Origin of the sequence: Pseudomonas fungipugnans (assembly GCF_029955235.1) — a bacterium.
Lineage (GTDB): Bacteria > Pseudomonadota > Gammaproteobacteria > Pseudomonadales > Pseudomonadaceae > Aquipseudomonas > Aquipseudomonas fungipugnans.
Window position 1 is genome coordinate 1,145,696 of sequence record NZ_JARBWL010000001.1, and the last position, 24,693, is coordinate 1,170,388.

Genomic DNA, 24,693 nt, shown 5'->3' on the forward strand with positions numbered 1-24,693 from the left:
GATGTTTGCTTAATCGATGCGCAAAGCGCGCAGGTCCAGGTGACCGTCCTTGAGCGGCGGGCACCAGTAGTAGCCGCCGGTGATTGGCCGGCTCATGCGATACAGGCCGTCGGTGATGCCGTCTTCCAGACCGCTCATGCGTCGCAGCTGGGCTTCGAAGGCGTCGAGGGAAAAACCGAAGGCGAGGAACATCAGGCCGGCGCGATCACCTTCGATCCACGGCATCGAACGGCGCACCACGAAGGCTTCGGGGGTGAAACTTTCCTGGGCGGTGCGTTTGACGTGGGCGTAGATCGGCGCGTCGTCGAGCTCTTCGTTGTCGCTCAGGCGGCGGCCCATGATGTCGTCCTTTTCATGGGACGCCATGGCGTTGAAGCCCTTGAGGTCGTGCTGCCATTGCTGGATCGCGGCGAAGCTGCCACCGACCATGCCGTCTGCGCCTTCGCGAGTCAGGGCGGCAGCCACGGCGGCTTCGTCGTGGGGGTTTTCGGTGCCGTCTTCGTAGCCGGTCAGGTCGTGGCCGGTGAGGTGGCGGAACGTCTCGTTCATTTGCACCAGGCGAAACGCCGGGGCCAGCGCCGCTTCGATGGCGTGGCTGCGATTGAGCAACTCACCGCGATCCACACCATGCAGCCAGCACCAGAGCGCGTGCTGGGTCGACGGGTTGTCGACGCCAACCCCGGTCAACGCCGGGAACGCACGCAGGCCCTCAATCTGGCCATGCATGGCTTGCACCAGGGATTTGCCGAAACCGACCACCGCCGATTTGCCGTCTACCAGGGTTTGCAGGCTTTGCAGGGCCGCCGGCAATGCGTCGACAGATTCGAGGGCGAAGAACATATGACGGGCGTGAGGCGGAACTGGGGTGGCGAGAATGCCCGGCTGGTAATAACTCATATGAACTCCTTGAAAAGAGGCAGAGTTTAACCGGGGCAGCGCAAATTGTGTGTTTTCAAGGCAAAAGATCGCAAAGGCCCGCGCCACAGGCGGACGATCTTTTGACGTTCACATCACGACAAACACCGCGCAAAGAGTTGCTGAATCGGCTGCGCTCGCTGGCTGTATCGCTGCAACAACACGATCTCGCGATAGAACGTCAACTCGCCGAGCTGGATGACCCTGACGTTCGCACCCTGTTCGACCCACAATCCCGCCTCAGGCAGCAACGACACACCGAGCCCGCACTCGACCATTTTCACGATCGCCTCCAGCTCATCCAGTTCCAGGGCGACATGTACATCAATCTGTTGCTCACGCAGAAAGCGTGTCACCAGTCGGCCACCGAAAGAATTGCGGTCGTAGCGCACGTGCGGATGTTCGGCCAACAGCTGCAATGGATCATCGCCCTCAAGCTGCGCCGGCACGATCAACACGAACGGTTCCAGGCGTATGACCTGCGCGGTCAGCTCCTTGGGCAGCTCGAACGGTGGCTTGATCAGGATCGCCAGATCCACTTCCCCGGTGTCCACCTGGCTCAACAGATTCAGCGACACCCCGGGCACCAGTTTCGCCTCCAGCAGCGGTGCCTGTTGCCTTAGACGCACCAGCGCCTGCGGCAGCAAGCCGGTCTGCACGGTGGCCACCGCGCCAATCTTCAGCTCGCCGCGATACTCACTGACGTCCTCGCTGACCGCCATGCGCGCGAACGTTTCCAGCATCTCCCGAGCCATCGGCAATGCGCGTTGCCCCGCCGCATTGAGCAGCGCCTGGCGCCCAGTGCGATCAAACAGACGAATGCCCAGCGCCTGTTCCAGATTGCGGATCTGTGCGCTGACGGCCGACTGCGTCAGGCCGATGTGCATGCCGGCCGCCGCGAAGGTGCCGTAGCGAGTCACGGCAATAAAGGTTTTCAGTTCCCGCAGCATAGGGCTCCCGACTGATCGAAATAATTTGAGCTCGACGCAAAAACTATCGTCTTTTCATCGAAAATCACAGGGCTAAACTCGTCTCAACGCCAGACAATCGAGATCACCCCATGCAACTGTGCCCATTTCACTTGGCCATCCCGGTTTACGACCTGAACGCCGCACGCACTTTTTACCGTGATGTGTTCGGCCTGCAAGAGGGTCGCTCCAGCGATCATTGGGTGGATTTCAACTTTTTCGGCCATCAACTGGTGATTCATCTGGCACCGAAAAATGCCGCTCAGGAAGCCGCCCACACCAATGCGGTCGATGGCCATGACGTACCCGTGCCGCACTTCGGCGTGGTGCTGGGCATGACCCAGTGGGAAGCCCTGGCCGAGCGCCTGAAAGCCCTGAACACACGCTTCGTGATCGAACCCGGGATTCGCTTTCAGGGGCTGGTGGGCGAGCAGGCGACGATGTTTCTCTTCGACCCGTGTGGCAACGCCCTGGAGTTCAAGGCGTTCAAGGACATCAGCCAGTTGTTTGCCAAATGATCCGGCCAGCTCCGGATGCCACCGCCCTCAGTGAAGCGGTGGTCAATGGCCAGACACGTGTCGCTGCAATCGCCGAGGACTTTCTTGAATGTATACAGGCACTGGAACCGCAAATTCAGGCCTTCGTCTCGTTCGACCCGCAGCAGGTTCGTGATCAAGCCGCACAGCACGATGGCCGAGGGCTACTGGCCGGTGTGCCGGTGGGCGTCAAGGACATCTTCGACAGCGTCGACCATCCCACGCAATTTTTCTCGCCGATCTATGCTGGCAACCAACCGTCCCGCGATGCGCATGTGGTGACCCTGCTGCGACAGGCCGGCGCGCTGATCATGGGCAAGACCCACACCACCGAATTCGCCTACATGTACACCGGGCCGACGCGTAACCCGCACGACCTCAACCGCACACCGGGCAGTTCCAGCGCCGGTTCGGCGGCCGGCATGGCGGCAGGTTTCTTTGCCGTTGCGCTGGGCACGCAGACAGCCGGTTCGTTGCTCAAACCGGCGTCCTATTGCGGCCTCTTCGCCTACAAACCGTCGTTGGGGCTGGTGTCGCTGGAAGGCGTCAAACCGCTGGCCCCAAGCTTCGATACGGTGGGTTGGTACGGGCGCTCCGTGCGGGATTTGCGCTTGGTGGCGCGGGTGTTGATTGCTGGCTTTCCCTCCAACGAGATTGCGCCACGCCCGCTGAATCTGGGCTTTTGCCGCACCTCGCGCTGGGCGGATGTAGAGCCGCAAGTGGCTCAGGCCCTGGAACAGGCCGTCGAACAGTTGCGCCGTGCCGGACATCGGGTCAACGAGGTGATATTGCCGGACGCGTTCGCCGGGGTGTTCGATGATCATCAACTGATCAACGACTGCGAGGGCGCACGTTCGCTGGCCAAGGAGTTTGAGCAACACCGCGAACGGTTGAGTCCCTCAATACTGGCGATGTTCGACCGCGCAACGGCGACCGGCTGGGAGCAGGAATCGGCAGCCAAGGCGCGCCTTGCGGCCCTGGCACCGCGCCTTGCCGAACTATGCCTGCCCTTCGATGCGATGCTCGGCGCCACGTGCGGGATGGTCGCACCTGAAGGCCTGGACAGCACCGGACCATCGGATTTCATCAAGTTCTGGGGCGCGTTCGGCTGGCCGCAGGTAAACCTGCCGTTGCCTCGCGAAGAAAGATTATTGCCGGTGGGGTTACAGGTGATCGGGCGTTTCAGGGCTGATGGACCGCTGTTGGCAGTGGCTGAGCAGCTGGCTGGCACATTGAAAACTTAAGCCCCACCCCGGAGCGTTTGTGGCGAGGGAGCTTGCTCCCGCTGGGCTGCGAAGCAGACCCAAAGCAGTCAGTGAGTTTTTTCCGATACACCGCGAATGCAGCATTGGGGTCGCTTCGCGACCCGACGGGAGCGAACTCCCTTGCCACAAAAGTCCTCTACAGCCATGGAATAACGAGCCTACCCACGCCGCAACAACTGCTTGTGCGCATACATCGCGCCGTCCGCATCGGCCAACAACCGATCGACATTGTCGTGGCGTTTGGCGTCGTACTCGATCTGGCCGACGCTGAACCGAATGTCGTACCCACGCTGCAAAGTGGCGTTGCGCTCGTCGAGAATCTCTTTGAGCCGCGCCATCACCGACGTGGTTTCCAGATGCGTCGACCCGGTCAGCAACACCACGAACTCATCGCCGCCAAGCCGCCCGACCACATCGCTTTCACGAAAGGCAATGCGCAACACATCGGCAAAGGTTTTCAACGCGCTGTCGCCTTCGGCATGACCGTAAAGATCGTTGATCTGCTTGAAGTCATTGAGGTCGAAAAACAGCAGTGTTGCAGGCTTGCCCAGCCGGTTGCAGGCGTCCAGGCCATGTTGCGCCAGGGCCTTGAAACCGCGACGGTTGGACAGCAACGTCAACTCGTCCATGGTCGCCATCTGCACCGCCATCAGCTCTTGCTCGGCCATGCGTGCCAGATCGCGCAGCAATTGCCGTTCTTCGTCATCCAGATGCCGGGGCCGGGTATCGATCAGGCACAAGGTGCCCAGTTTGCTGCCATTGCCCACGGTCAACGGGCAGCCCGCGTAAAAACGAATATTCGGATCGCCCACCACCAGTGGATTGTCGTGAAAGCGCTCATCCAGCGCCGCATCGTTGACCATCAGGATCTGGTCGCCGAGGATCGCATGACCGCAGAACGACACATCGCGCCCGGTTTCACTCGCGGCCAATCCAACGCAGGACTTGAACCACTGCCGCTCGGCATCCACCAGGCTGACCAGCGCAATCGGCACGTCAAACAGGCGCCGGGCCAGACGGGTCAGCCTGTCAAAACGTTCTTCCGGGGCGCTGTCGAGCACATTCAGCGAGCGCAGGGTCTCGACTCGGGCGTGCTCATTCACCGATTTGCTTGGGGCCAGCATCACTCACTCCATTGAAAGGTGTGCTGTTAAGCGTAGACCACCCTGACCTTCAGGGCCGATCAGCTACCGACCACGGGGCACGGCCCGCCCGCGTCCGCCCAGAGCTTGAACTGGGTGACGAAGATGTCGTGCGGCACCGGCACCGGCGCGCGATTGCCCCCGGGATTCCAGCCCCAGAGCACCAGTTTGTCGTCGCTGACGTGTTTGATCAGCGCGGCGAAATCCCGGTCACCATTGCTGGAGCGGTCCTTGATCAGCGCGCACAACTTGTCCGCGGGCAGGCCGATCCAGGCCATTTTGTGCGCCTCTGGCGGCAGGCCCCAGTGCGGCGCACCCGGCGGCGCGTGGGGGCCGTAGCTGGCCGGTGGATTGCTCTCGGCGTGGCAGGTGGCGCAGGGCAAGCCGGCCGCGCCCTTGCCGTCCATGCCGCGCACCACGTTCATGGCGTGAGGAATGCCGGCATCGAATTGCAGCGGCGAGTTGCCGGGGATATGGCAGTTCTGGCAGCGCGGGCTCTGAAAGACTTTCTGCACCGTGCCGAATGCCGCCAACGCGGCGGCCTGATCGTCGGCGAACAAGTCCGAGGCGTAACCGCCCAAACCCACCAGTAATACGGCGCCCAGCATCGCATGTCGTTTCATCTCACACCCCCGCCAGTTGCAGTGGCAGTTCCCGCAGACGCTGGCCAGTGAGGGCATACAGCGCGTTGGCCACTGCGGGTGCCACAGGCGGCACGCCGGCCTCGCCGATGCCACCGGGTTTGTCGCTGCTGGGCACGATGTGCACTTCCACCACCGGCATTTCGTTGAGCCGCAGCACCTGATAGTCGTGGTAATTGGACTGCACCACCCGACCGTCCTTGAGCGTCAGTTTGCTGTGCAACGCAAAACTGAGACCGAAGGTGACGCACGACTCCATTTGCGCGGCGATGCTGCGCGGGTTGACTGCAATTCCGCAATCCACGGCGCACACCACGCGATGCACGCGGATCTTCAGGTTGTCCTGGGACACCTCGGCCACATGGGCCACGAAACTGCCGAACGACTCGTGCACCGCCACGCCCAGCGCATGGCCCTCGGGCAACGGTGCGTTCCAGTTGGCTTTCTCCACCGCCAGGTTCAGCACGCCCAGATGCCGTGGATGGTCCTTGAGCAGGGTTCGCCGGTATTCCACCGGGTCCTTGCCGGCCGCGACGGCCAGCTCATCGATCAGCGATTCCATGACGAAACCGGTATGGCTGTGCCCGACCGAACGCAGCCACAGCACATTGATCCCGGTTTTCGGTGAGTGCAGATCGACCTGATGACCCGCCAGCCCTTCGATATAAGGGCTGTCCGCCACGCCTTCGACCGAGGTCTTGTCGATGCCGTCCTTGACCATCTTGGCTTCCATCATGGTGCCGGCCATGATCGACTGACCGACCATCACATGTTTCCAGGCCACCGGCAGGCCGCCGCCATCAAGGCCGATCTGCGCGTGGTGCAGGAACATCGAGCGGTAATAGCCGCCACGGATATCGTCTTCACGCGACCACACGGTTTTCACCGGCACACCCGCCGCCTTGGCGACCTGCACCGCTTCGCTGACGAAGTCCGAGGTCGGATTGGCCCGGCGTCCGAAACCGCCGCCGAGAAACTCGGTATGAATCTGCACCTGCTCGGGTTTGAGTCCGGTGATCTTGCCGGCGACCATCTGATCCAGGGTCTGGAACTGAGTGCCGGTCCAGATTTCGCATGTGTCGGCAGTGATTTTCACCGTGCAGTTCAGCGGCTCCATCGGCGCATGGGCCAGGTACGGCACGCTGTATTCGACGTCGATGGTTTTCGCCGCCTTGCCCAGCGCGGCGGACGCATCACCGGCCTGACTGGCCGGGGTGCCGGGGGTCGTCGCGAGCTGGCGAAAACTCTCCAGCAGTTTCAAGCTGTCAAGCCCGGTGTTCGGGCCAAGGTCCCAATCAACTTTCAGTGCATCACGCCCCAGCTTCGCCGCCCAGTAATGATCGGCAATCACCGCCACACCCGTCGGCACCTGCACCACTTTGTGTACGCCGGGCACCGCCAGCGCCTCGGCGCCTTCGAAGGATTTGACGCTGGCGCCAAACACAGGTGCGCGAGCGACCATCGCGGTCATCAGGCCATCGAACTGCACGTCCATGCCGAACTTGGCGCGGCCAGTGATTTTCTCCGGGGTGTCCAGGCGTTGGGTCGGCTTACCGATGATTGTCCAGTCCTTGGCCTCCTTCAAGGTGATCGACGCCGGGTCCGGCACCGGCAACGTACCGGCGTCATCGGCGAGTTCGCCGTAGGTGGCACGCTGGTCGCCGGCAATCACTACGCCCGGCTCGGTGCGAATGGTCGAAGGCGCGACGTTGAAGCGCTTGGCAGCCGCCTCGATCAGCATCAAGCGCGCCGCGGCGCCGGCCTGGCGGTAGCGGTCGAACTCCATCCAGGTCGAGGTCGAACCACCGGTAATCTGCATGCCGCCAAACCCGGCCAACCCATAATCCCTGGCCGAGGCCGGGGAATGTTCGACGCGGATTTTCGACCAGTCGGCGTCCAGTTCTTCGGCGATCAACATGGTCAGGCCAGTCCAGATGCCCTGGCCCATTTCCGAATGACCGAGCAGGATGGTGACGCTCTCGTCATTGGCGATGCGTAAAAAGGCATTGGGGGCGAACACCTTGCCCGAGGCCTCGGCGCCCATGGCAAAGCGATGCGCGCCGGGGATGACAAATGCCACCACCAGCCCGCCGCCGAGCATCGCGCTGCCCTTGAGAAAACCACGACGTGATACAGGATTGAAGCTGTTCATTGCACAAGGCTCCCCGCTAGTTGGCATCAACCGATCTCGGCGGCGCGTTTGACCGCAGCGCGAATCCTCGGGTACGTGCCACAGCGGCAGATGTTGCCGGACAGTGCCTGATCGATATCGCTGTCGGTGGGTTTGGGGATCTTGGCGAGCAACGCCGCTGCCGACATGATCTGCCCCGACTGGCAGTAGCCGCACTGCACCACGTCCAGCTCGGCCCAGGCCTGCTGCACCGGGTGCGAGCCATCGGTGGACAGGCCTTCGATGGTGAGAATTTTTTGCCCGTTGGCCACGGCGGTGACAGGCGTGATGCAGGAGCGCAACGGCGCACCATCGACATGCACCGTGCAGGCGCCGCACTGGGCCATGCCGCAGCCGAATTTGGTCCCGGTCAGGTGCGCGACATCGCGCAGCACCCAGAGCAGCGGCATGTCCGCAGGGACATCCAGCGTCTGGTCCTTGCCATTGATGTTCAGGGTCAGCATTGCGATTTTCCTCAGGCTCACGGTGCGCTGAAGGGGGCGTCGCTGAGGCCGGAAAATGCCTGTGCGCGCCTCGGGTTATCCATACAGCTAAGCGCAATTTGCCAGGGAGGGCAGTTTCAGCGACCACCGGTAGTCGATCTACGGTCCTGTCGAACGACCAACAACTGACTACGCTGATAGCCCAGCGTGATTAACCCGAAGAGGAGAACCGCCATGACGCGCATTCAAAAACTCACCCCCTGCCTCTGGTTCGACAATCAGGCCGAAGCCGCCGCAACGTTTTACTGCTCGGTCTTCGAAAACTCGAAAATCACCGCCATCACCCACTATGGCAAGGCCGGTTTCGAGTTCCACGGCCGCCCGGATGGCTCGGTGATGACGGTCAGCTTCGAACTCGATGGCCAGAGTGTTACCGGACTCAACGGTGGCCCGGTATTTACCTTCAGCGAAGCGATTTCGTTGCAGGTCAACTGCCTGGACCAGGCAGAAGTCGATCATTTCTGGAACGCCCTGTCCGCCCATCCGCAGAATGAACAGTGTGGCTGGGTAAAGGACAAGTTCGGCCTGTCCTGGCAGATCATTCCGGTATTGTTGATGGACATGCTCAAAGACCCCGATCCCGCCAAATCCCAACGCGCCATGCAAGCCATGTTGCAGATGAAAAAGATCGACATCGCCACACTGCAACGAGCCTTTGCCGGCCAGAGCTAATACACTCCAACGCTGACCTGCCAGGGATGCCGACGATGACGCACGCCGTTGCCAAAGATGCCGACAAAGCCCCGCGCTTCTGGCGCGACGACGCCCTGCCCTTCATTGAGGCGCGGGCAATCGCCGATGGGCGCGAGGTCTGTTACGCCCGCCACTCCCACGAGCACTTTTCCATCGGCGCCATCACCGCCGGGTGCAGTACTTATATTCACGAGCAGTCGCGGTTTCAGGTCAGCGCCGGCACGGTGGTGCTGATGAACCCGGGCGATGTGCACGCCTGCAACCCGATCGACGATCAGCCATGGTCGTACCTGATGCTGTACGTCGAGACGCCTTGGCTGACCGATTTGCAGCATCAACTGGGCTTCGCGCAGGACTTGGCCTTTCGGCGTTTTTCCACCAGCCATGTGCGCGACAGCAGCCTGTTCGCCGGCTTGCAGGATGTGTACAGGGTACTGGTCGACGAGCGGCAAGACGTGCTGTGCAAACACAGTGCTGCCGTGGAGTTTTTCACCGAGGTGCAGCAACGGCTCAACCCTGGCGAGCAAGCCCTGCGCGAACCCAATTTCAAACTGGAACGCGCCGCCGACTACATCCGCGACAACTGCACGCAACTGCTCAAGCTCGAAGACATCTGCGAAGCCGCTCAGCTGTCGCCGTCCTACCTGATCCGAGCCTTCAAGCAGCATTACGGCATGACGCCTCATGCGTTTCTGGTCAACCGGCGAATCCAGTTCGCCCGGGATCGTCTGCGTAACGGCGGGTTGATTGCCGATGTCGCGCTGCAGGCGGGATTTGCCGATCAGGCGCACTTTCAGCGGGCGTTCAAACAGCATCTGGCGGCGACACCGGGGCAGTATCGCGGCTAGCGGCCGTGGAGCCGGCCACTTATGACCACAGCAGATACCCGGCACTCATTGCCAGCAGCAATGCCATGGCGCGGTTGAACCAGCGCAGGCCTCGGGCATTGCTCAAATAGCCGCGCAGGTACGTCCCGGCATACGCCCAACAGGCCACCGACGCATAACAGACCACCAGATAGATCGCCGCAAACTGCCACACCAGCCGCGCCTCGCCATCGGCGACAAACGCGCCCATCCCCGCGACGCACGCCAGCCAGGCCTTGGGATTGAGCCACTGCATCAACGCGCCGTAAAACATCGACGGCGCCTTGCCGTGCTTGCCCGCCCCCAACTGTCCATCGTCCATTGCCAGTTTCCAGGCCATGAACAGCAGAAACGCCACACCGGCCAACCGCACGACCTGCGTCAACCCCGGCCACAACCGCAACAGCTCGTGCAGCCCCAGGCCCATCAACACCAGCAACAGCACAAAACCCAGGGTGGCGCCGGCGACATGCCGCTGGCTGGCGCGAAAGCCGAACTGCGCGCCAGAACTCAGCGCCACGATATTCACCGGGCCCGGGGTGATCGACGCCACCCATGCAAACGCCGCCATGGAAATCAACACACTCATTATTGACCCTCATCCTGATTGAACCAGTCTGCAAGGTAAGCGACAGCTGGATGGCTGTATTGAACAAAACACCCCTCCTGCGCACGCCACAAAATACTGTGGGAGCGAGCCTGCGCGCGAAGGCGGCGTGTCAGTCGACATCTTTGTTGACTGGGAAAAGGTCTTCGCGAGCAGGCTCGCTCCCACAGAGATTGCTGCGCCAGGTGTACCGTCAGCGCAGCACGCCACTGTACGGGTCAATCCGCCCCGTTCCTGTGCTAAAAATGCCGCTCTCGTTACCGGAGCGCTCGCCATGGACCTCGCCACCCTCACCCTGTTTCTGCCCGCCTGTTTTGCCCTGAACATGGCGCCCGGCCCGAACAATCTGCTGTCCGTCAGCAACTCCACCCGCTATGGCTATCGTCGCGCCTGTGTCGCCGGGGTCGGGCGATTGCTGGCGTTTGCCGGGATGATTGCCCTCGCTGCTGCGGGCTTGTCGGCGGTGCTGCATACATCCGAATGGCTGTTCGATGCGATCAAGATCGTCGGCGCCGCGTACTTGTTGTACATGGCCTGGAAGCTGTGGCACGCCAACACCGAGGCCGAGCAACAGGTGAACACGCCGACAGTCGGCATCGTGGCGCTGGCGCGGCAGGAGTTCCTCGTCGCGGCGGGCAATCCGAAAGCGATCCTCCTGTTCACCGCGTTTCTGCCGCAATTCGTCGACCCGGCCCGGCCCGTAGCGCCGCAATTCGCCGTGCTGGGCGTGCTGTTTCTGCTGCTGGAATGGGTAGCCATCAGCGCCTACGCCTACATGGGCCTGCACATGCGCCGCTGGTTCGCCGAGCCTCGGGGCAAGCGGATATTCAACCGCTGCTGCGCGGGGTTGTTGTCGGCGGCGGCATCGGTGCTGTTGATGGCGCGTCGGGCTTGAGTTCAGTCACCTCAATGGATCGACATGTTGTGCTCGCAGGCCTCGCTCACATTGATATGGTTCAGCTCAGCCGGCCCTGTGGTCTAACAATTTCCGCCGACGTCCAGCTAGTCGTTTGCACGCCGTGCACGTGCCATTGCTATTGCGCACAGAGACGATCACTGCTGCGATGGATGAAATGCCTGTGGGCTATTCTTCAATAGTTTGCGTGTCGCCTTGGGGTCAAGGATGATAACTGATAAGGTGATGCCAATTTGATATCAAGGAAGATAATATGGCTTGGCTACCGACCAAAGCAGCTATCGCGTCCATGAAGGATGCCCTGTCAGAGGCCACCACCAAGGTCACCGAGACCGTTTCATCTTTTGATGTCAAGGACGCGGCCCTAAGCGTCAAGAGTGCCGCCATCAGCGCGGCCGAGAAGACCAGAGACACATCCCTCAATGCCTACAGCGTGACCAGGGAAAAAACGGTCAGCACCTACACGGTCGTCTCGGACAGCGTGCGCGGTTTCGATTTTGCGGCGCTGCAACGGGCTGACTATTACAAAGATACGTTCACCCAATACAAAGACCTGGGTTCGACCAAGGTCTCGGCGTATTTTCGCTCAACGTTCGAGATAGAAAAATCCACCATGGAAATGGTCGAGGGCATCCGCAGCAGCCTGCCTGTTCCCGCCCGGACCGTTGACGACATCTTCACTCAATGCAAACGCGAGGCGATGCGTCGAGCCATCGCCTCCTTCGCCTTGGGCGGCGTGATGCAAGACATGGACAATCACAGCGCCGCCAAATACGAGAACCTCTCCGACTCCTATAAAGCGTTCTCCCAGCGCACGGGCGCTGCCATGTTTGACGATCCCAATTTCGCGGCCATGTATAACACCCGCGACGACGCACGCAAACAATGGACACAACTTGAAAATGGCTACCACAAGGACCTGACACTTGACCCTTGGGGGGCGGATGTCGAACACGTGGTTGCACGCAAGGACTACTACGATGATCTGCTGTTGCGTGCAGGAACCACAGACGATGATTTTTTTACCTTGATCAATTCCAGGGAAAATCTGGTATTTGCCGACGCATCGCTCAACCGCTCCCTCCAGGACCGGAATATCCATGAATACCTTGCGCAGAACGGCACGCCACACGCCGACAATCCCGACCTGATCGACGTAAAAATCAAGAGTTCAGGACGCATGGTGACGGTATGCAAATCCGATATCGATGAAGCCTTCACCAAGGCAGAAGAAAATCGCAACCACCATCGCCTGCAAGCAGCCAAGGAAATCGGCACGACGGTGGCCATGACCGGTGCGACCATGGCGGCCCAACAGGTAGTCGGGTTAATCGTGCTGGAAACGATCGATATCTTTGTCGATGAAATTCGCGAGCTGACTGTAAACGGCCGCATCCTCAACGAAGATGGCTGGCTACAGAACACCTGGGATTCCACTGCGCGCATTCAGCAACGCCTGAACGAGCGCTTCGAGGAGAAGCAGATCTGGACGCGCGCCAGATCGCTGGGCCTGGAGGCCGGCGTTGCCGGTGCCCTGAGCGTGATCCCGCAGATACTCATTTCATTGATCATCAAGATGCCTGCCTTTGTGCTGGCGCTAGTACGCGAGTGTACGCTGAGCCTCGTTCGCTGCGTGCGCATCCTGCTCAGCAAAGACAGTGAAAAAATGGACGCGATCGCCGTCGTGTTGGCCGGCACCGCTTCAGCCATTGTCGGGGTGTATGTCGGGCGAGTGATCAGCAACGCACTGGCCGGGGTTCCGTTACTCAACAATTTCAACAACCAGATCACCAGCGTATTGACTGGAGTACTGGTTACCGCCGTGCCACTGACTGCGATCTACACGTTTGATCAGAATAAAAACAAACTGAAATTTGTCACTTCTCGGTTCGCCAGGTCGCACGATGCGGATGAAGCTGTGACGTCCTGAAACCTCGGTAATCAGCTGCGTGGAGCGGCTCGCAAAGGAACGCAAGAGCAATGGCAAGAACGACTCCCACACTCACGCAGCGTAACGAACAGATCGCTGCTATCGAGCAGGCTGGCGGACGCCTCGGTCGTCTGCGTATCAGACAGAGCGCACACGAGTGTTCGAACGCAAAGACCAGAATCGAGTTTGAGTGCCTGGACTGCAGGGCAGGCTCTGAAGGTGGCTGGCTCATGCAGATCCACAACGTACTGTATGGCCAGGGCTGCCGCGGCTGCGCGGCTCTTCAATCCATCACTTCGCAGTTCCAGGCACAGTTCCCAGGCTATGTGATTGAACCCTGTATTGTGATGAAAGGCCCTCCTGCACCAACACTCACGCTCTATCAGATCAGCCCGGCACCCTGGGAACTGCCCGCACAATTTGGGTGGGAACTACCGAAGCTGACCCACCAATCAGTACAAATCGCATTGCGCAGTTTTCAACTGCCTGGCGTAGACGCACTGCGAAAGTATGAGGGCCTGCTTGCGACCACCAAGGCCTTCGCCGCTGCGTTCAAGCACGGGACGATTCGATTCGCCGGCGAGTCGAAAACCGGTAGCACTTCTCCGGGCCCGTTCTACTGCATTGATACCGGCAAGCGGCGAATTCGCGCGCCCGTTGTGGACGAAGCGCTCAGCGCCGCGGGCATTCTGAAACACTGTCGCCAGGAGCAAAAAGATTGGGCGCTAGACGAGGAGCTGCACACCCAGGCGCAGCTTCATGGCGCCAGGATTCTGGGCTACGAGTTTCTGGGCAAGGGTGGCTTCCACATCAGGTATGTGAGCAGGACTGGCTTCATGGGCCTCGATACTCGCTGGCGCGCCAGAGAGAAATTCTGGGGCCAGTCAGGCTTTCGCCGGGGCGAAACGCTTGCGCTGGTGATCATGGCCGAACTGTTCCCTGCGAGCGACTGGGCGCGCAACACCCGTCCCGCTTTCCTCCTGCAAGAGAATGGCTACCGACTTGAGCTCGATGGCTACAGTCCGAGCCTGAAACTCGCACTGGAGTACCAGGGCAAGCATCACTACGAGCCACACTCCGAGAGCGAGGAAGACAAAGCGCAGTTCGCCGAATGGCAAGCGCGAGACATCTTCAAACGCAAGCGTTGTGCCGATTCTGATGTTAACGTGAAGCTGGTGGAGGTGCCAGACGCCCCCCTCGACCCCGACGCTTTTCTTGCGTCCATCTTGGCCATTATCCGCGAAATGGGCTTGCAGCCTGGCAACGCCACGCCTTCGCTGGATCGGATCACGGCACGCTGGAAAGACCTCTGCGCCAACCCGCTGAAATCCTTCCAGGACAAGTTCATGGAGGGACTGGGAATTCACGAACTGTTGTCACCCGAGCTCGCACGGATCGGAAAAGCAACTACCGTCAAATACAGGTGCGGCACCTGTACGACGATCAACGAGGTGAAGGCAAAGGGGATCGCAGAAGGGGCGGCCCTGCAGTTCTGCGCAAACTGCGCTGCGAAACAGATGGGTAACCGCAGCCGGGCACTCGCGCTGGCGAAATGGGTAGAGGCCGGCGTGCCGCCCGAAGTCATCGCCGCAGTGGAAGTGGGTGAAGGTGGCCGTTACGAATACCGGTGCGACCAGCAACACATCACGGTCCTGCACTCCATGGAAAGAACCCTCGCACACGTACATAAAGGCGCTTTCGCCTGTCCCGAATGCCACAGTCAGCGCGTCGGCATCCCGGCCAGTCATGTCGCACAACTGCCTCGTTATCGTGAAAGTTTCTCGCGTGACGTCCAGGCGCTGGGACTGACCGTGGAGCAGTACCTGCCGTATCGCGAGCAGGTGATGGAGGCCGAGATCCGTTGCCCGCTAGGGCATCTGCATGTTCTCGACAGGGAAACAGTACGGCTGATGCTACTTAACAAATGCCTGGCAGACCGTCAGGTGGTGCCGTGGGCATGTCCGACGTGCTGCTTTCCTGGTTTGAGCTTCGCAGACATCGTCATTTCACGCAGTACGGTGTTCCATCGCCTGCATGTGTTGCAAGGAATGTATCCGAAAGCCGGGTACATGGGAGGCTTCGATCACACCTCATTGGGCGATGAGATGTATACCTGCGGCGCACTACACAGTGACGGCTCACCCCATCCCCCCATCCGGATCTCATTTCGAAATTTGCAGAAAGCCGCCGAAGTTCGGCCTTCAAACCACCTTTGCGGTACATGTGGCTTGCTGGCCGGCCAGGTGGGCGGACGCAGCAAGACCCTCGAAGACCTCGTCGCAGCCATGTGGGTGTTGCGAGACGAGATCGGCAAGACTGCATCGCTGCCAAAACCACTGGAGGCACCCACCGTAGAATTCGTCTCAGGTGAGATATCCGACAAGAACGAAGTGAGCACCACCAAGACGCGCCTGCGCTTCTGGTGTGGCGTGGCCGACCACTCTCCCGTCGAAGCCACCAAAGACTACTACTTCAACCGTGCGCAGGCGCGTGGCCGAGGATTCTGCTCGCGTTGTGTCGACCTGGTGGGCGCGAAAAAGGCGCCGCTGCCCGTTCCATCAGGACCTGTTGGCGCTCTGAGGGATTACAAGCTGCGGCGTGAGCCAACAGCAAAGTAACGTCTGTGCAATTGTCGGCAGCGGCTGCAATGCCGCCGCTGCCGGCAGAATTCGCTGTCGATTTTACGGTGGAGACGGCGGATAACCGGCCTTATGCTCAGCCCATGAACCTACAAAATCCGATCCTGCCGCCCCACGCCGAGATGGTTCGCGCCATGCTCGAACGAGACACCGCCTACGAGGGGGTGTTTTTCACGGCGGTGAAAACCACCGGTATTTTCTGTCGCCCCAGTTGCACGGCGCGTAAACCCAAACCCGAGAATGTCGAGTTTTTTGCCCATACCGATGAGTGTCTGTCGGCGGGTTACCGCGCCTGTCTGCGCTGCAAGCCGCTGGACGCTGCGGCCATCGCCCCGGACTGGGTGCAGCGGCTGCTCGCCTCGGTGGACGCCCAGCCCGAACAGCGCTAGACCGACGCGCAACTGCACGCCGAAGGCATCGAGCCGTTGAAACTGCGGCGCTGGTTCAAGCAGCATTTCGGCATGACCTTCCACGCCTGGCTGCGCACCCGGCGCCTGGGCATGGCGTTGGGCGGGATCAGACAGGGCGAGTCAATCGATAACGTGGCATTCGATTCCGGCTACGAATCCCTGAGCGGTTTTCGCGATGCGTTTCAAAAGTCTTTCCGTATCACGCCGGGTCGCGCCGCCAACAGCGAGCCGCTGCTGTTCACCCGATTGACCACGCCTCTGGGGCCGATGATTGCGATGGCCGAGCGGCGCGGGCTGGTGTTGCTGGAATTTCTCGATCGCCCGGCCCTGACCCGCGAAATCGAAGCCCTGCAAAACCGTTATGGCTATGCCGTGGCACCGGGGCACAACGTTCACTTGCAGCAAATCGAAGCTGAACTGGCGCAGTATTTTACCGGCCAGTTGACCGCGTTCAACGTGCCATTGCACACGCCCGGCAGCGACTTTGCCCGGCAGGTCTGGGCCGAGCTGGCGCAGATCCCCTATGGCCAGACAAGCACCTACGGCGCCCTCGCCACACGACTCGGCAAACCCGGCGCCAGTCGTGCCGTGGGCCTGGCCAACGGGCAAAACCGACTGGCCATCGTCCTGCCCTGTCACCGGGTAACAGGTGCCGACGGCTCGCGGACAGGCTATGGTGGCGGTCAACCGCGCAAGGCGTTTTTGCTCAGGCTGGAACACGCCGTGTTGCAGATCACGCAACAACTCGCATTCTGACCAACCGAAGTTTTTTCAAAGGAAAGGAAAATCGATGGAAGCGCTCGACCAACAGTTTCACACCCTGCACCAGGATGGCCTGCTGATCCTGACCAACGTTGCCGATGCGGCCGGAGCAAAATTGGTACAGCAACTGGGCAGCAAAGCCGTGGCCACCAGCAGCGCGGCGGTGGCCTGGGTGCACGGTTATCAGGACGGCAATTCCCTGCCCCTTGAACGCCTGGTTTCCACGGTCGAATCCATCGCCCGGGTAATCAGCGTGCCGCTGACCGTGGACATTGAGGCGGGTTATTCCGATGACCTGGTGCGGGTGGCCAACGTCATTGATGCGGTGATTGCCGCCGGTGCGGTCGGGATCAATATCGAGGATGGTTTTTCGGCGCCGGATTTGCTGGCACGCAAGATCGAAATCGCCCGTCAGGTGGCTGAGCGCCGTAACGTCAAGCTGTTCATCAATGCCCGCACCGATGTCTATCTAAAGAGCCTGGTGAGCGCTGAAGATCGCGTCGCCGAGACGCTCAAGCGCGCCGCGTTGTACCAGGCCGCCGGGGCCGATGGCCTGTTCGCCGCTGGCGTCACTGCCGAGTATGAAATCGCCGCGATCTGCCGTGGTACGCCGCTGCCGGTCAACGTGCTTGGCTTCCCGTGCCTGCCCTCTCCCGAAACGCTGCAAGGCCTTGGCGTGCGCCGTTTGAGCGCCGGTTCCAGCATCGCCGAGTTCCTGTATGGCGCCATGGGTTCGCTGGCCAAAAGCTTTCTGGAAACCGGCAAGCTCGACAGCCATGACCTCAAGGCTTTCACCTATGGTCAGGTGAACGGCCTGTTGGCACCCTGATGCCCGACCGCTACCGGGCCGCCAGCCACTTCCTGGCGGCCCTTGACGACGACTGGCGCCGCCACATCGCGGCGACCGGTCCGTGCCTGCATCAACCGCATCCGGCGCGCGATCCCTATGAATCGCTGGTGCGGGCGATTGCCTATCAGCAACTGCACGCAAAAGCCGGCGATGCGATTCTCGGCCGGTTGCTGGCGCTATTCCCTGCTTCTGGCTTTCCCCGGCCCGAGCAGATCCTGGCAACCGAATTCGATCAACTGCGCAGCTGCGGCTTTTCCGCCAGCAAAATCGCCACGATCCAGGGCATCGCCCAAGCCACGCTGGACGGCGTGGTGCCGGACTACGCCACGGCGCTGGCGATGGACGACGAGGGGCTGATTGAGCGCCTGGTGAGTTTGCGCGGGGTCGGTCGCTGGACCGTGGAGATGCTGCTGATCTACAGCCTGGAACGCCCGGATGTCTTGCCGGCAGATGACTTTGGCGTACGCGAGGGTTATCGACGATTGAAGGGGCTGGAGGTACAGCCGAATCGGCGGCAGATGATTGAGATCGGGTTGGCGTGGAGTCCGTATCGGACGGTGGCGGCCTGGTATTTGTGGCGGGTGGGCGGCAGGTAGACCGCGTTATCGTTCTTCGCGAGCAGGCTCGGCCCCCACATTGGATCTTCAGTGGACACAATTTTTGTGTACGGCACAGATCAAGTGTGGGAGTCGGGCTTGCCCGCGAAGCAGGCGGCTCGGTCTATCAGGCCGACAGGTGCTCATAAAGAATCGTCGCACCGACGATGATCAGTACCACACCGCCGAGCATCTCCGCACGCTTGCCCATCACGCTGCCAATGACCCGGCCGAGCATCACGCCGATAGTGACCATGGTCATGGTCGCCAGGCCGATCAGGCCGGCTGCCAGCCAGATGTTGACGTTGACGAAGGCCAGGCCCACGCCCACTGCCAGCGCATCAATGCTGGTGGCGAAACCGGTGACGGCCAATAACCAGAAACCATGTTGTTGCGGTTTTTCCGTCTGCTCGTCGGCGTCTTCAGGTTTGACCCCGTTATAGATCATGTGCAGGCCGAGGAGCAGCAGCAGGGTGAAGGCGATCCAGTGGTCCCAGCTGGCGACGAACTGCGAGGCGGCCTGGCCGATGAACCAGCCGACAATCGGGGTGATGGCTTCGATTACGCCGAAGATAACGCCGACGCGCAGGGCTTGCAGCAGTTTGGGTTTGTGCAGGCTGGAGCCTTTGCCGATGGCGGCCGCGAAGGCGTCGGTGGACATGGCGAAGGCAAGGAATACAAGAGAGGCTAGGTTCACGCTGAAACATCCGGTCGGGCTTGAGTCCACGACATAACCGCACGCCCGACTTCAGCGCAGATATGTCGATGGTCTCACCAACCAGAAGGTGCCCGCACCACGGCATGTTGCCGAGAATGTTGATACGGGCGCTTGCGACGAATCGCAAACAGGCTACTCCCCAAAGAGGCGCGCAGCTTAACCGGGCGGATGTGAAAAATCCATCTGTTTGGGTTTGACAGGTTGACTGGATTGCAGGAGAGAGCGTGCTCCGGGCGGTGCTCCGACCATCAAGGTCGGCTGATACACCGCCATCGCGAGCAAGCTCGACTCCCACAAGTACAGGCACCGGTTCAGCTACGGGTTGTCAGGCCAGCTCCAGTTCCTTGACCTCGACCGACGGCTTCGCCTCGAAGCGGTCCGCCAGAAACGGTGTGATGTCGAGCGGCAGCGCTTCATCGTTCACCAGTTTATCGAGCAGCACCCCGGTGATTGCCGACGTCAGAATGCCGGTACGGAAGTGCCCGCAGGCATTGAGGTAACCGCCCACCCCTTTCATCGGCCCGAGGATCGGTAGCTCGTCCGGCGACCCTGGACGCAACCCGGCCCAGGTACGCTTGAGGTTGACGTCCGCCAGTTCCGGAATGCAGCGTACTGCGCCCTGCACCAGCCCGGCGATTTCCGGGTAGGTGGTGGTCACGTCAAAACCCTTGTCCTCGGTGGTGCTGCCAATCAGGATCTCGCCGTTGTCCTTTTGCGCCACGTAGCAGTCGCTGGTGGTCAGGCAACCGCGCAGGATTTTCGGCATGCGCTCGGTGAGCAGGATTTGCCCCTTCACCGGGTTCACCGGAATCCGGATGCCGGTGGCCATCTCGCTCAGGTCCGCCGCCCACGCCCCCGCCGCGTTGATCAAGGTGGCGCAATGGAACACCCCGGCTTCGGCGGTTTGCACGCCGGTGACCCGCGATCCGTGGTGCAGCACCCCGGTGACGTTGGTGTTGAAGTACATGTCCACGCCATTCTGCCGGGCACCCTCGGTGTAGGCATCGCACAGGCGGAACGGGCTGACCTGGTGATCGCAAAGGAACTCCAGCGCCCCTCGCGCCTCATGGCTGACGCTCGGTTCGGCCTCGCGCAGGGCTGCCTGATCGAGCCAGCGGATCTGGTCGGCGAGGTGCGGAATGCAGGCGACGATGTGCTCGGCGTAGAGCCGGTCTTCTTCGTCATAGATGACAAATTTCAAACCGGTCTTCTCGAACTTGAAATCCATCCCGTGGTTGTCCCGCAACTCGCGGTGCAGAGCCGGGTACAGGGCGTTGGACTGCAAGGCGAAATCGAAGAACGACTGCGGCAGGATGTGCGGCGTGCTGGCGTCCACCACCACCGCCGAGCCCTGGGCCTCGCGCTTGCGATTGGCCGACATCATGCGAAAGAAAATCACCCCGCAGCCCAGGCCGACCGACTCACCGATGGCCCACAAACCGCCCGCTGAAGCACGGGTCGCGTTGCCGGGACGCTTGGCGTCGATCATGGCGATGCGCAGGTCTTTGCGCTTGGACAACTGATAGGCGCAGGACGCGCCAATCACACCGCCGCCGGCGATGACCACGTCGTAGAACTTACTCATGGGAATGGGCCTCCGTGGCCGCGTTGTGGAAAGCCGAAAACGGTACCGGATCGATCGGGAAACGCGGACGCAGCCAACCGACGTCTGAACGTCCAGTGGCTTCGCGCAGACGGTCGCTGCAATAGCCGACGCACATCCGCCCCTGGCAGTCGCCCATGCTCACACGGGTGCGCATTTTCAGGCTGGCCATGTCTTGTACGCCTTGCGCCAGCGCCAGGTCGATGTCGGCGCGGGTCGCGTGTTCGCAGCGGCAGATCACCGTGTCGGCCGCCGGCAATGCGGTTTGCCCGGCGCCGCGTTCGGTGTAGCGATCAACGGCGGCACGGAAGCGCACGATGGCCTTGAGTTTCGACAGATAGCGGTCACGACGCACGCGAGCCAACTCGGCTTCGAGGACGCCCCGTTGCAACAGGATCGACACCGCCGCGATCTTGCCGGCGAGCATGGCCGCTTCGCCCCCGCGAATGCCGCCCATGTCACCGGCCAGGTGCACACGCGGTTCGCTGCTTTGCTGCCAGCTACTGGCCGTGGCGCGCAAATAGCCGTCGTCGCTGAAACCATGATCCAGGCCCATCTGCTGGCTGAGTTGCGTGCGTGGAATAAAGCCGTAGCCGACCGCCAGGGTCTGGGCATTGATCCGCTCGGCGCGGTTCAGGTCCGGCACCCAGGTGGCAGAATACGGCGCCACGGTCACCGAATTCAGTTCACCCTCGCCTTGGGCTTCGACCACACCCCAGCCGTAGTACATGGGAATGCCGTGCAATTTCAGGAACGCCAGCATGCTCAAGCCGTCGAGGAACAGCTGCGGCTTGTTCAGCAGCGCCAGGCTTTCCCGAGCGATCTTGCCGAAGGCGCAAGCCTCGTAGACGCCAGCCACGGTAACGCCTGATGCGTGCAACTGACAGGCCACCAGCGGCAGCAGCGGCCCGGTGCCGGCAATCACCACCGGTCCCTGCGGCTTGACCACGCCACTCTTGATTTGCAGCTGCAAACCGCCCAACAGAATCACACCCGGCAAGGTCCAGCCAGGGAACGGCACGCTGCGTTCATGGCAACCGGCGGCCAACAGCAGTTGCGGGCACTCGATCTCCTGCAAGTGTTCGTCGGCATCCAGCACCACCAGCGCGCGAGTGCCTTCGGCGCCGACCACGCGATGGTTCAAACGCACATCGATCAGGCCCGCCTGCTCCTGAAAGTCGCCGTGCAGTTTGGCCAGCGCTTCCGAGTAACGTGGCCCCAGATAGTCGAGCTGAACACCATCACGCAACGGCCCGCGATAGACCACGCCGCCGAGGCGCGAGGCCTCTTCCAACAGGATGCTGCGCACGCCATGGCGCGCCAGTTCAATGGCCGCAGCCATGCCCGCCGGCCCGCCGCCGACAATCACCGGATGCTGGTTCATACGGACTCCTGCTCGGCGATGCGATTGACCTGGGTGTCGATCACCATGCCATCGCGCACGATAGTCTGGCAGGCGCGGCGCTTGTGCCGGCCATCGATTTTCACCAGGCAGCACTGGCACACGCCCATGCCGCAATAGGCACCGCTGATTTGATCGTGATCGTTGCGCGCCACCTGGCGCAGGCCAAGGGACTGAATGACGGTAAGGACGGTTTCGCCGATAGCGGCACTGACCGCTTGGCCATTGATGTGCAAAGTCATGTCCGCATGCACCAGCGGCTGGATATCGAACGTTCTGTCTTGGCGTTGCATCTGCGATGTTCTTCCGTGAAAGGTTCAGGGGTGAAAGGTTGTCAGCTTCCTGCTGCATTCACCGTGCAGGCCACCGGAAAAACCGGGGGCCTGCACGGGTACCTCGGCGACGCAACAGGTGCGCGCCACATAAGGTAGTCGATGCCGCAGAAAAGGCCTTGATCATTTACGGTAAGGGATATCCCTGAGCGAAATATTGATCCAGGCCAGTGAAAACCACTGTGGCTCGACCCACCGGTCAGTTGGAGAATACGTACTGCCCCTTGACCTTCTTCGAACCGAGGAAGCCCAGGTCCGGGAACAGCAGGTTTTTCAGCCACGCGACGTAAAACACCACGGCCAGGGTAATTGCGACACCGATCAGGGTGCTGGTCGGATCTTCGGCGTAGCCCTTGAACAGACGCGGCATCTGGCTGATGGAAAGAATCACGTACACGGTGTAGGCCTGCGCCGCATTTTTGTAGAAGCCCCAGGCAAACAGCAGCGGCACTGCCCCCCCGATCAGCCCCAACACGACCGCCGCGACAGGCACCATCATCGCGCCGACAAACAGGCCGATCAAAAGACCCAACAACGCTTGAATACAAGTCAGCACGATGAGGATCTTGATCTTGCCGGCATGACGTTCAAGCAACGCCGGGTCCGCGTAGGCGCCAATCCAGTAAGCCAGCACCCGGTCCTTGATCGCCCCACCGGACAGCGCCTTGAAGGTCTCGGTCTTCGAACGACCGCCTTGAAGCATCGCCACCAGTTGCTGCTTGATTTCCTTTTTGTCCAACGCTGCTCTCCCTAAATGCACACAAAAATAAATGTGGGAGCGAGCCTGCTCGCTCCCACAAAGGCCATTCTCGCTGCATTAGGGGATAGATAGCAAAAAGCCGCTTCTACCAGAGGCAGAAGCGGCCGAGGCAATTGCCCCAGAGGGATATCAGTGCATGAACAGTGCAATCAGGATGATGATCGGGATTGGCACGCCGAGAAAAAACAACAGTAGTGAGCGCATGATGATTCTCCTTGGTTAGCGAACAGGGGGCACTGGGGCAGTGGCCACATAGGCATCGGTGGTCAGGTACACCACCGCATCCCGGCGACGACCGCCGAAGGTAGCGGCAAGGCTGGCGAAGAACGCACCGGCCAGCAGCGCAACGAACATCCACAGCGCGGTCCAGGCAGCGACCTTGGCAGCGGTGTCAGCGGCTTGTTTGGCAGCCAGTTTGGCGTCGTCTACCGCTTTGTGGACCTTGGCGAACACTTCATCGACACGACGTTCAGCGTCGGCCTGGCTGAGGTTGGTGCGTTGGGCCACCAGTTGCGCCAGGTAAGTCCGGTCCTCGGCGGTCAGTTGGCCGTCGGTGCTGAGCGTGCGGACCATGATCCGGGTCACGGTGCCACGAGCGGCATCGTCAGTCACCGCGGCAGGACGATCATCACGGAACAGGCTGTCGACGAAATAACCGTACTGCTCGCCGTTAGCGTTACTGGCCGCCGAACCGGCTGCCTGAGTCATGGCACTGGCGGCACCGCCGGCGACATTCGCCCCGGCTTCAACGCCACCACCGATTACACTGCTGACCGAGCTGACCACCAGCACCGCCGTCACCAGCGTTGCCACGCACCAGGCCAGGAAACCATGGGCGGTGTCACGGAAATAGACTTCGTCACCGTGCATGTTCGCCCACTTCACCCGCAGGCGCCCGGCGATATAACCGCCAAGGCCGGACGCAATAATCTGCGTCACTGCCAGCCAGATAATCGTCGAGATACCCAGGCCCTTGGCGCTGACACCTTCGTTAGCCCAAGGTGAAACGGCAGAAAAACCCAAACCAAAACCGAGCAGCACCAGGATCATCGACAATGCGGCCGCCGCAGCGGCACCGGCGAAAATGGCGCCCCAGGACACACCCGAGAGTGTGCTGGACTCTTCGTTGGCAGGGTAAAAACCATCAGAGGATCTATTCATTGTTGTTCTGCTCCCGGCAGGAAAAATGATGTTACAACTCGTCGGGAGAGGAATTGCAGCGACCGTGCCAGTCAGCAGAATTTAATAAATCGTTTTATTTCAATCAGTTATGAATTTCAGATTTCTCAGGACCATGCAATTTGCAAGAGATGCTTAATATCAGCGGGTTTTATGCATTGATCAGTTCTGCTGCTTTTGAGCAGCCAAAGCAAAAGACTGCAGCCTGCGGCAGCTCCACACTGACCGCGTTCACGTAAGCGCTGCCGAAGGCTGCGATCTTTGCTTTTTGCAACCCACATCGGGTTATA

At 60.9% G+C, this 24,693-nt stretch carries 22 protein-coding genes, 1 pseudogene and 1 riboswitch; of the genes and pseudogenes, 10 read left to right on the forward strand and 13 right to left on the reverse strand.

Annotation, left to right across the window (positions count from 1 at the left end; translation table 11 throughout):
- Positions 1-9: 9 nt before the first annotated feature.
- Together POF45_RS04530 and POF45_RS04535 are read right to left on the reverse strand one after the other, a co-directional pair.
- Complete coding sequence (locus POF45_RS04530; RefSeq protein WP_259494763.1) at positions 10-897, reverse strand: Dyp-type peroxidase; 888 nt, start codon at positions 895-897, stop codon at positions 10-12.
- 113 nt (positions 898-1,010) lie between these two features.
- A complete protein-coding gene (locus POF45_RS04535) occupies positions 1,011-1,865 on the reverse strand; it encodes a LysR family transcriptional regulator (RefSeq protein ID WP_282315195.1) in 855 nt (284 codons plus the stop codon).
- A gap of 110 nt (positions 1,866-1,975) precedes the next feature.
- On the opposite strand from POF45_RS04535, the gene POF45_RS04540 reads away from it, so the two are divergent.
- On the forward strand, positions 1,976-2,401 hold the full coding sequence (locus POF45_RS04540) for a VOC family protein (RefSeq protein WP_259494765.1): 426 nt from the start codon (positions 1,976-1,978) through the stop codon (positions 2,399-2,401).
- The gene (locus POF45_RS04545) at positions 2,398-3,663 is read left to right on the forward strand and encodes an amidase (RefSeq protein WP_282315196.1); all 1,266 of its coding nucleotides are present in this window, start codon (positions 2,398-2,400) and stop codon (positions 3,661-3,663) included. The genes POF45_RS04540 and POF45_RS04545 overlap by 4 nt, the downstream gene beginning before the upstream one ends.
- Positions 3,664-3,842: 179 nt before the next feature.
- On the opposite strand, the gene POF45_RS04550 is transcribed toward POF45_RS04545, so the two are convergent.
- The 4 genes from POF45_RS04550 to POF45_RS04565 are packed head-to-tail and all read right to left on the reverse strand — an operon-like array spanning position 3,843 to position 8,101.
- Positions 3,843-4,808, reverse strand: a complete 966-nt coding sequence (locus POF45_RS04550; protein WP_282315197.1) for a GGDEF domain-containing protein — start codon at positions 4,806-4,808, stop codon at positions 3,843-3,845.
- A gap of 59 nt (positions 4,809-4,867) precedes the next feature.
- Entirely contained in the window at positions 4,868-5,449 is a 582-nt protein-coding gene (locus POF45_RS04555; RefSeq protein ID WP_259494769.1) for a hypothetical protein, read from the reverse strand.
- Position 5,450: 1 nt separating this feature from the next.
- Positions 5,451-7,619 (reverse strand): xanthine dehydrogenase family protein molybdopterin-binding subunit, encoded by a 2,169-nt coding sequence (locus tag POF45_RS04560; protein ID WP_282315198.1) that lies wholly within the window; start codon positions 7,617-7,619, stop codon positions 5,451-5,453.
- A gap of 26 nt (positions 7,620-7,645) precedes the next feature.
- Positions 7,646-8,101 (reverse strand): (2Fe-2S)-binding protein, encoded by a 456-nt coding sequence (locus tag POF45_RS04565; RefSeq protein ID WP_259494772.1) that lies wholly within the window; start codon positions 8,099-8,101, stop codon positions 7,646-7,648.
- Between the two features lie 213 nt (positions 8,102-8,314).
- Between POF45_RS04565 and POF45_RS04570 the strand changes: the two genes are divergently transcribed.
- Entirely contained in the window at positions 8,315-8,812 is a 498-nt protein-coding gene (locus POF45_RS04570; protein ID WP_259494774.1) for a VOC family protein, read from the forward strand.
- A 35-nt stretch (positions 8,813-8,847) separates the two neighbouring features.
- A complete protein-coding gene (locus POF45_RS04575; RefSeq protein ID WP_259494775.1) occupies positions 8,848-9,681 on the forward strand; it encodes an AraC family transcriptional regulator in 834 nt (277 codons plus the stop codon).
- Between the two features lie 19 nt (positions 9,682-9,700).
- On the opposite strand, the gene POF45_RS04580 is transcribed toward POF45_RS04575, so the two are convergent.
- Positions 9,701-10,288, reverse strand: a complete 588-nt coding sequence (locus tag POF45_RS04580) for a LysE family translocator (protein ID WP_259494776.1) — start codon at positions 10,286-10,288, stop codon at positions 9,701-9,703.
- Positions 10,289-10,580: 292 nt separating this feature from the next.
- Between POF45_RS04580 and POF45_RS04585 the strand changes: the two genes are divergently transcribed.
- The 6 genes and pseudogenes from POF45_RS04585 (at position 10,581) to POF45_RS04610 (ending at position 18,409) form a co-directional block, all read left to right on the forward strand.
- On the forward strand, positions 10,581-11,201 hold the full coding sequence (locus tag POF45_RS04585) for a LysE family translocator (protein ID WP_282315199.1): 621 nt from the start codon (positions 10,581-10,583) through the stop codon (positions 11,199-11,201).
- 274 nt (positions 11,202-11,475) lie between these two features.
- Positions 11,476-13,152 carry a hypothetical protein gene (locus POF45_RS04590; protein ID WP_282315200.1) on the forward strand — a complete coding sequence of 559 codons (1,677 nt, stop codon included), beginning with the start codon at positions 11,476-11,478 and terminating at the stop codon, positions 13,150-13,152.
- A gap of 230 nt (positions 13,153-13,382) precedes the next feature.
- Complete coding sequence (locus POF45_RS04595) at positions 13,383-15,770, forward strand: hypothetical protein (RefSeq protein ID WP_282315201.1); 2,388 nt, start codon at positions 13,383-13,385, stop codon at positions 15,768-15,770.
- A 104-nt stretch (positions 15,771-15,874) separates the two neighbouring features.
- Positions 15,875-16,957 (forward strand): annotated as a pseudogene (locus POF45_RS04600) (bifunctional transcriptional activator/DNA repair enzyme AdaA).
- Between the two features lie 34 nt (positions 16,958-16,991).
- Complete coding sequence (locus tag POF45_RS04605; RefSeq protein WP_282315202.1) at positions 16,992-17,792, forward strand: isocitrate lyase/PEP mutase family protein; 801 nt, start codon at positions 16,992-16,994, stop codon at positions 17,790-17,792.
- Positions 17,792-18,409, forward strand: coding sequence for a DNA-3-methyladenine glycosylase family protein (locus tag POF45_RS04610; RefSeq protein WP_282315203.1), 618 nt, complete (start codon positions 17,792-17,794; stop codon positions 18,407-18,409). The genes POF45_RS04605 and POF45_RS04610 overlap by 1 nt, the downstream gene beginning before the upstream one ends.
- 127 nt (positions 18,410-18,536) lie before the next feature.
- On the opposite strand, the gene mntP is transcribed toward POF45_RS04610, so the two are convergent.
- From mntP to POF45_RS04640, 6 genes are all read right to left on the reverse strand, one after another.
- Positions 18,537-19,106, reverse strand: a complete 570-nt coding sequence (gene mntP / locus POF45_RS04615) for a manganese efflux pump MntP (RefSeq protein WP_259494780.1) — start codon at positions 19,104-19,106, stop codon at positions 18,537-18,539.
- Positions 19,107-19,111: 5 nt separating this feature from the next.
- Positions 19,112-19,275, reverse strand: a riboswitch (yybP-ykoY riboswitch).
- 177 nt (positions 19,276-19,452) lie between these two features.
- The gene (hcnC, locus tag POF45_RS04620) at positions 19,453-20,712 is read right to left on the reverse strand and encodes a cyanide-forming glycine dehydrogenase subunit HcnC (RefSeq protein ID WP_282315204.1); all 1,260 of its coding nucleotides are present in this window, start codon (positions 20,710-20,712) and stop codon (positions 19,453-19,455) included.
- On the reverse strand, positions 20,705-22,114 hold the full coding sequence (gene hcnB / locus POF45_RS04625; protein WP_259494782.1) for a cyanide-forming glycine dehydrogenase subunit HcnB: 1,410 nt from the start codon (positions 22,112-22,114) through the stop codon (positions 20,705-20,707). Before hcnB ends, hcnC begins: the two co-directional genes overlap by 8 nt.
- Entirely contained in the window at positions 22,111-22,425 is a 315-nt protein-coding gene (hcnA, locus tag POF45_RS04630) for a cyanide-forming glycine dehydrogenase subunit HcnA (protein WP_259494783.1), read from the reverse strand. Before hcnA ends, hcnB begins: the two co-directional genes overlap by 4 nt.
- Before the next feature lie 238 nt (positions 22,426-22,663).
- Positions 22,664-23,203: a hypothetical protein gene (locus tag POF45_RS04635; RefSeq protein WP_259494785.1), complete on the reverse strand. Its 540-nt coding sequence runs from the start codon at positions 23,201-23,203 to the stop codon at positions 22,664-22,666.
- 240 nt (positions 23,204-23,443) lie between these two features.
- Complete coding sequence (locus POF45_RS04640; RefSeq protein ID WP_259494786.1) at positions 23,444-24,385, reverse strand: hypothetical protein; 942 nt, start codon at positions 24,383-24,385, stop codon at positions 23,444-23,446.
- Between the last annotated feature and the right edge of the window lie 308 nt (positions 24,386-24,693).

Bases quoted from the DNA above. Each gene is read 5' to 3' on its own strand.
- POF45_RS04545 (WP_282315196.1), top strand. From the start codon at position 2,398: ATGATCCGGCCAGCTCCGGATGCCACCGCCCTCAGTGAAGCGGTGGTC.
- POF45_RS04590 (WP_282315200.1), top strand. From the start codon at position 11,476: ATGGCTTGGCTACCGACCAAAGCAGCTATCGCGTCCATGAAGGATGCC.
- POF45_RS04535 (WP_282315195.1), bottom strand. From the start codon at position 1,865: ATGCTGCGGGAACTGAAAACCTTTATTGCCGTGACTCGCTACGGCACC.
- POF45_RS04585 (WP_282315199.1), top strand. From the start codon at position 10,581: ATGGACCTCGCCACCCTCACCCTGTTTCTGCCCGCCTGTTTTGCCCTG.
- POF45_RS04640 (WP_259494786.1), bottom strand. From the start codon at position 24,385: ATGAATAGATCCTCTGATGGTTTTTACCCTGCCAACGAAGAGTCCAGC.
- POF45_RS04565 (WP_259494772.1), bottom strand. From the start codon at position 8,101: ATGCTGACCCTGAACATCAATGGCAAGGACCAGACGCTGGATGTCCCT.
- POF45_RS04540 (WP_259494765.1), top strand. From the start codon at position 1,976: ATGCAACTGTGCCCATTTCACTTGGCCATCCCGGTTTACGACCTGAAC.
- POF45_RS04555 (WP_259494769.1), bottom strand. From the start codon at position 5,449: ATGAAACGACATGCGATGCTGGGCGCCGTATTACTGGTGGGTTTGGGC.
- hcnB (WP_259494782.1), bottom strand. From the start codon at position 22,114: ATGAACCAGCATCCGGTGATTGTCGGCGGCGGGCCGGCGGGCATGGCT.
- POF45_RS04575 (WP_259494775.1), top strand. From the start codon at position 8,848: ATGACGCACGCCGTTGCCAAAGATGCCGACAAAGCCCCGCGCTTCTGG.
- POF45_RS04550 (WP_282315197.1), bottom strand. From the start codon at position 4,808: ATGCTGGCCCCAAGCAAATCGGTGAATGAGCACGCCCGAGTCGAGACC.
- POF45_RS04605 (WP_282315202.1), top strand. From the start codon at position 16,992: ATGGAAGCGCTCGACCAACAGTTTCACACCCTGCACCAGGATGGCCTG.
- POF45_RS04530 (WP_259494763.1), bottom strand. From the start codon at position 897: ATGAGTTATTACCAGCCGGGCATTCTCGCCACCCCAGTTCCGCCTCAC.
- POF45_RS04560 (WP_282315198.1), bottom strand. From the start codon at position 7,619: ATGAACAGCTTCAATCCTGTATCACGTCGTGGTTTTCTCAAGGGCAGC.
- POF45_RS04610 (WP_282315203.1), top strand. From the start codon at position 17,792: ATGCCCGACCGCTACCGGGCCGCCAGCCACTTCCTGGCGGCCCTTGAC.
- hcnA (WP_259494783.1), bottom strand. From the start codon at position 22,425: ATGCAACGCCAAGACAGAACGTTCGATATCCAGCCGCTGGTGCATGCG.
- POF45_RS04570 (WP_259494774.1), top strand. From the start codon at position 8,315: ATGACGCGCATTCAAAAACTCACCCCCTGCCTCTGGTTCGACAATCAG.
- POF45_RS04580 (WP_259494776.1), bottom strand. From the start codon at position 10,288: ATGAGTGTGTTGATTTCCATGGCGGCGTTTGCATGGGTGGCGTCGATC.
- hcnC (WP_282315204.1), bottom strand. From the start codon at position 20,712: ATGAGTAAGTTCTACGACGTGGTCATCGCCGGCGGCGGTGTGATTGGC.
- POF45_RS04595 (WP_282315201.1), top strand. From the start codon at position 13,383: ATGCAGATCCACAACGTACTGTATGGCCAGGGCTGCCGCGGCTGCGCG.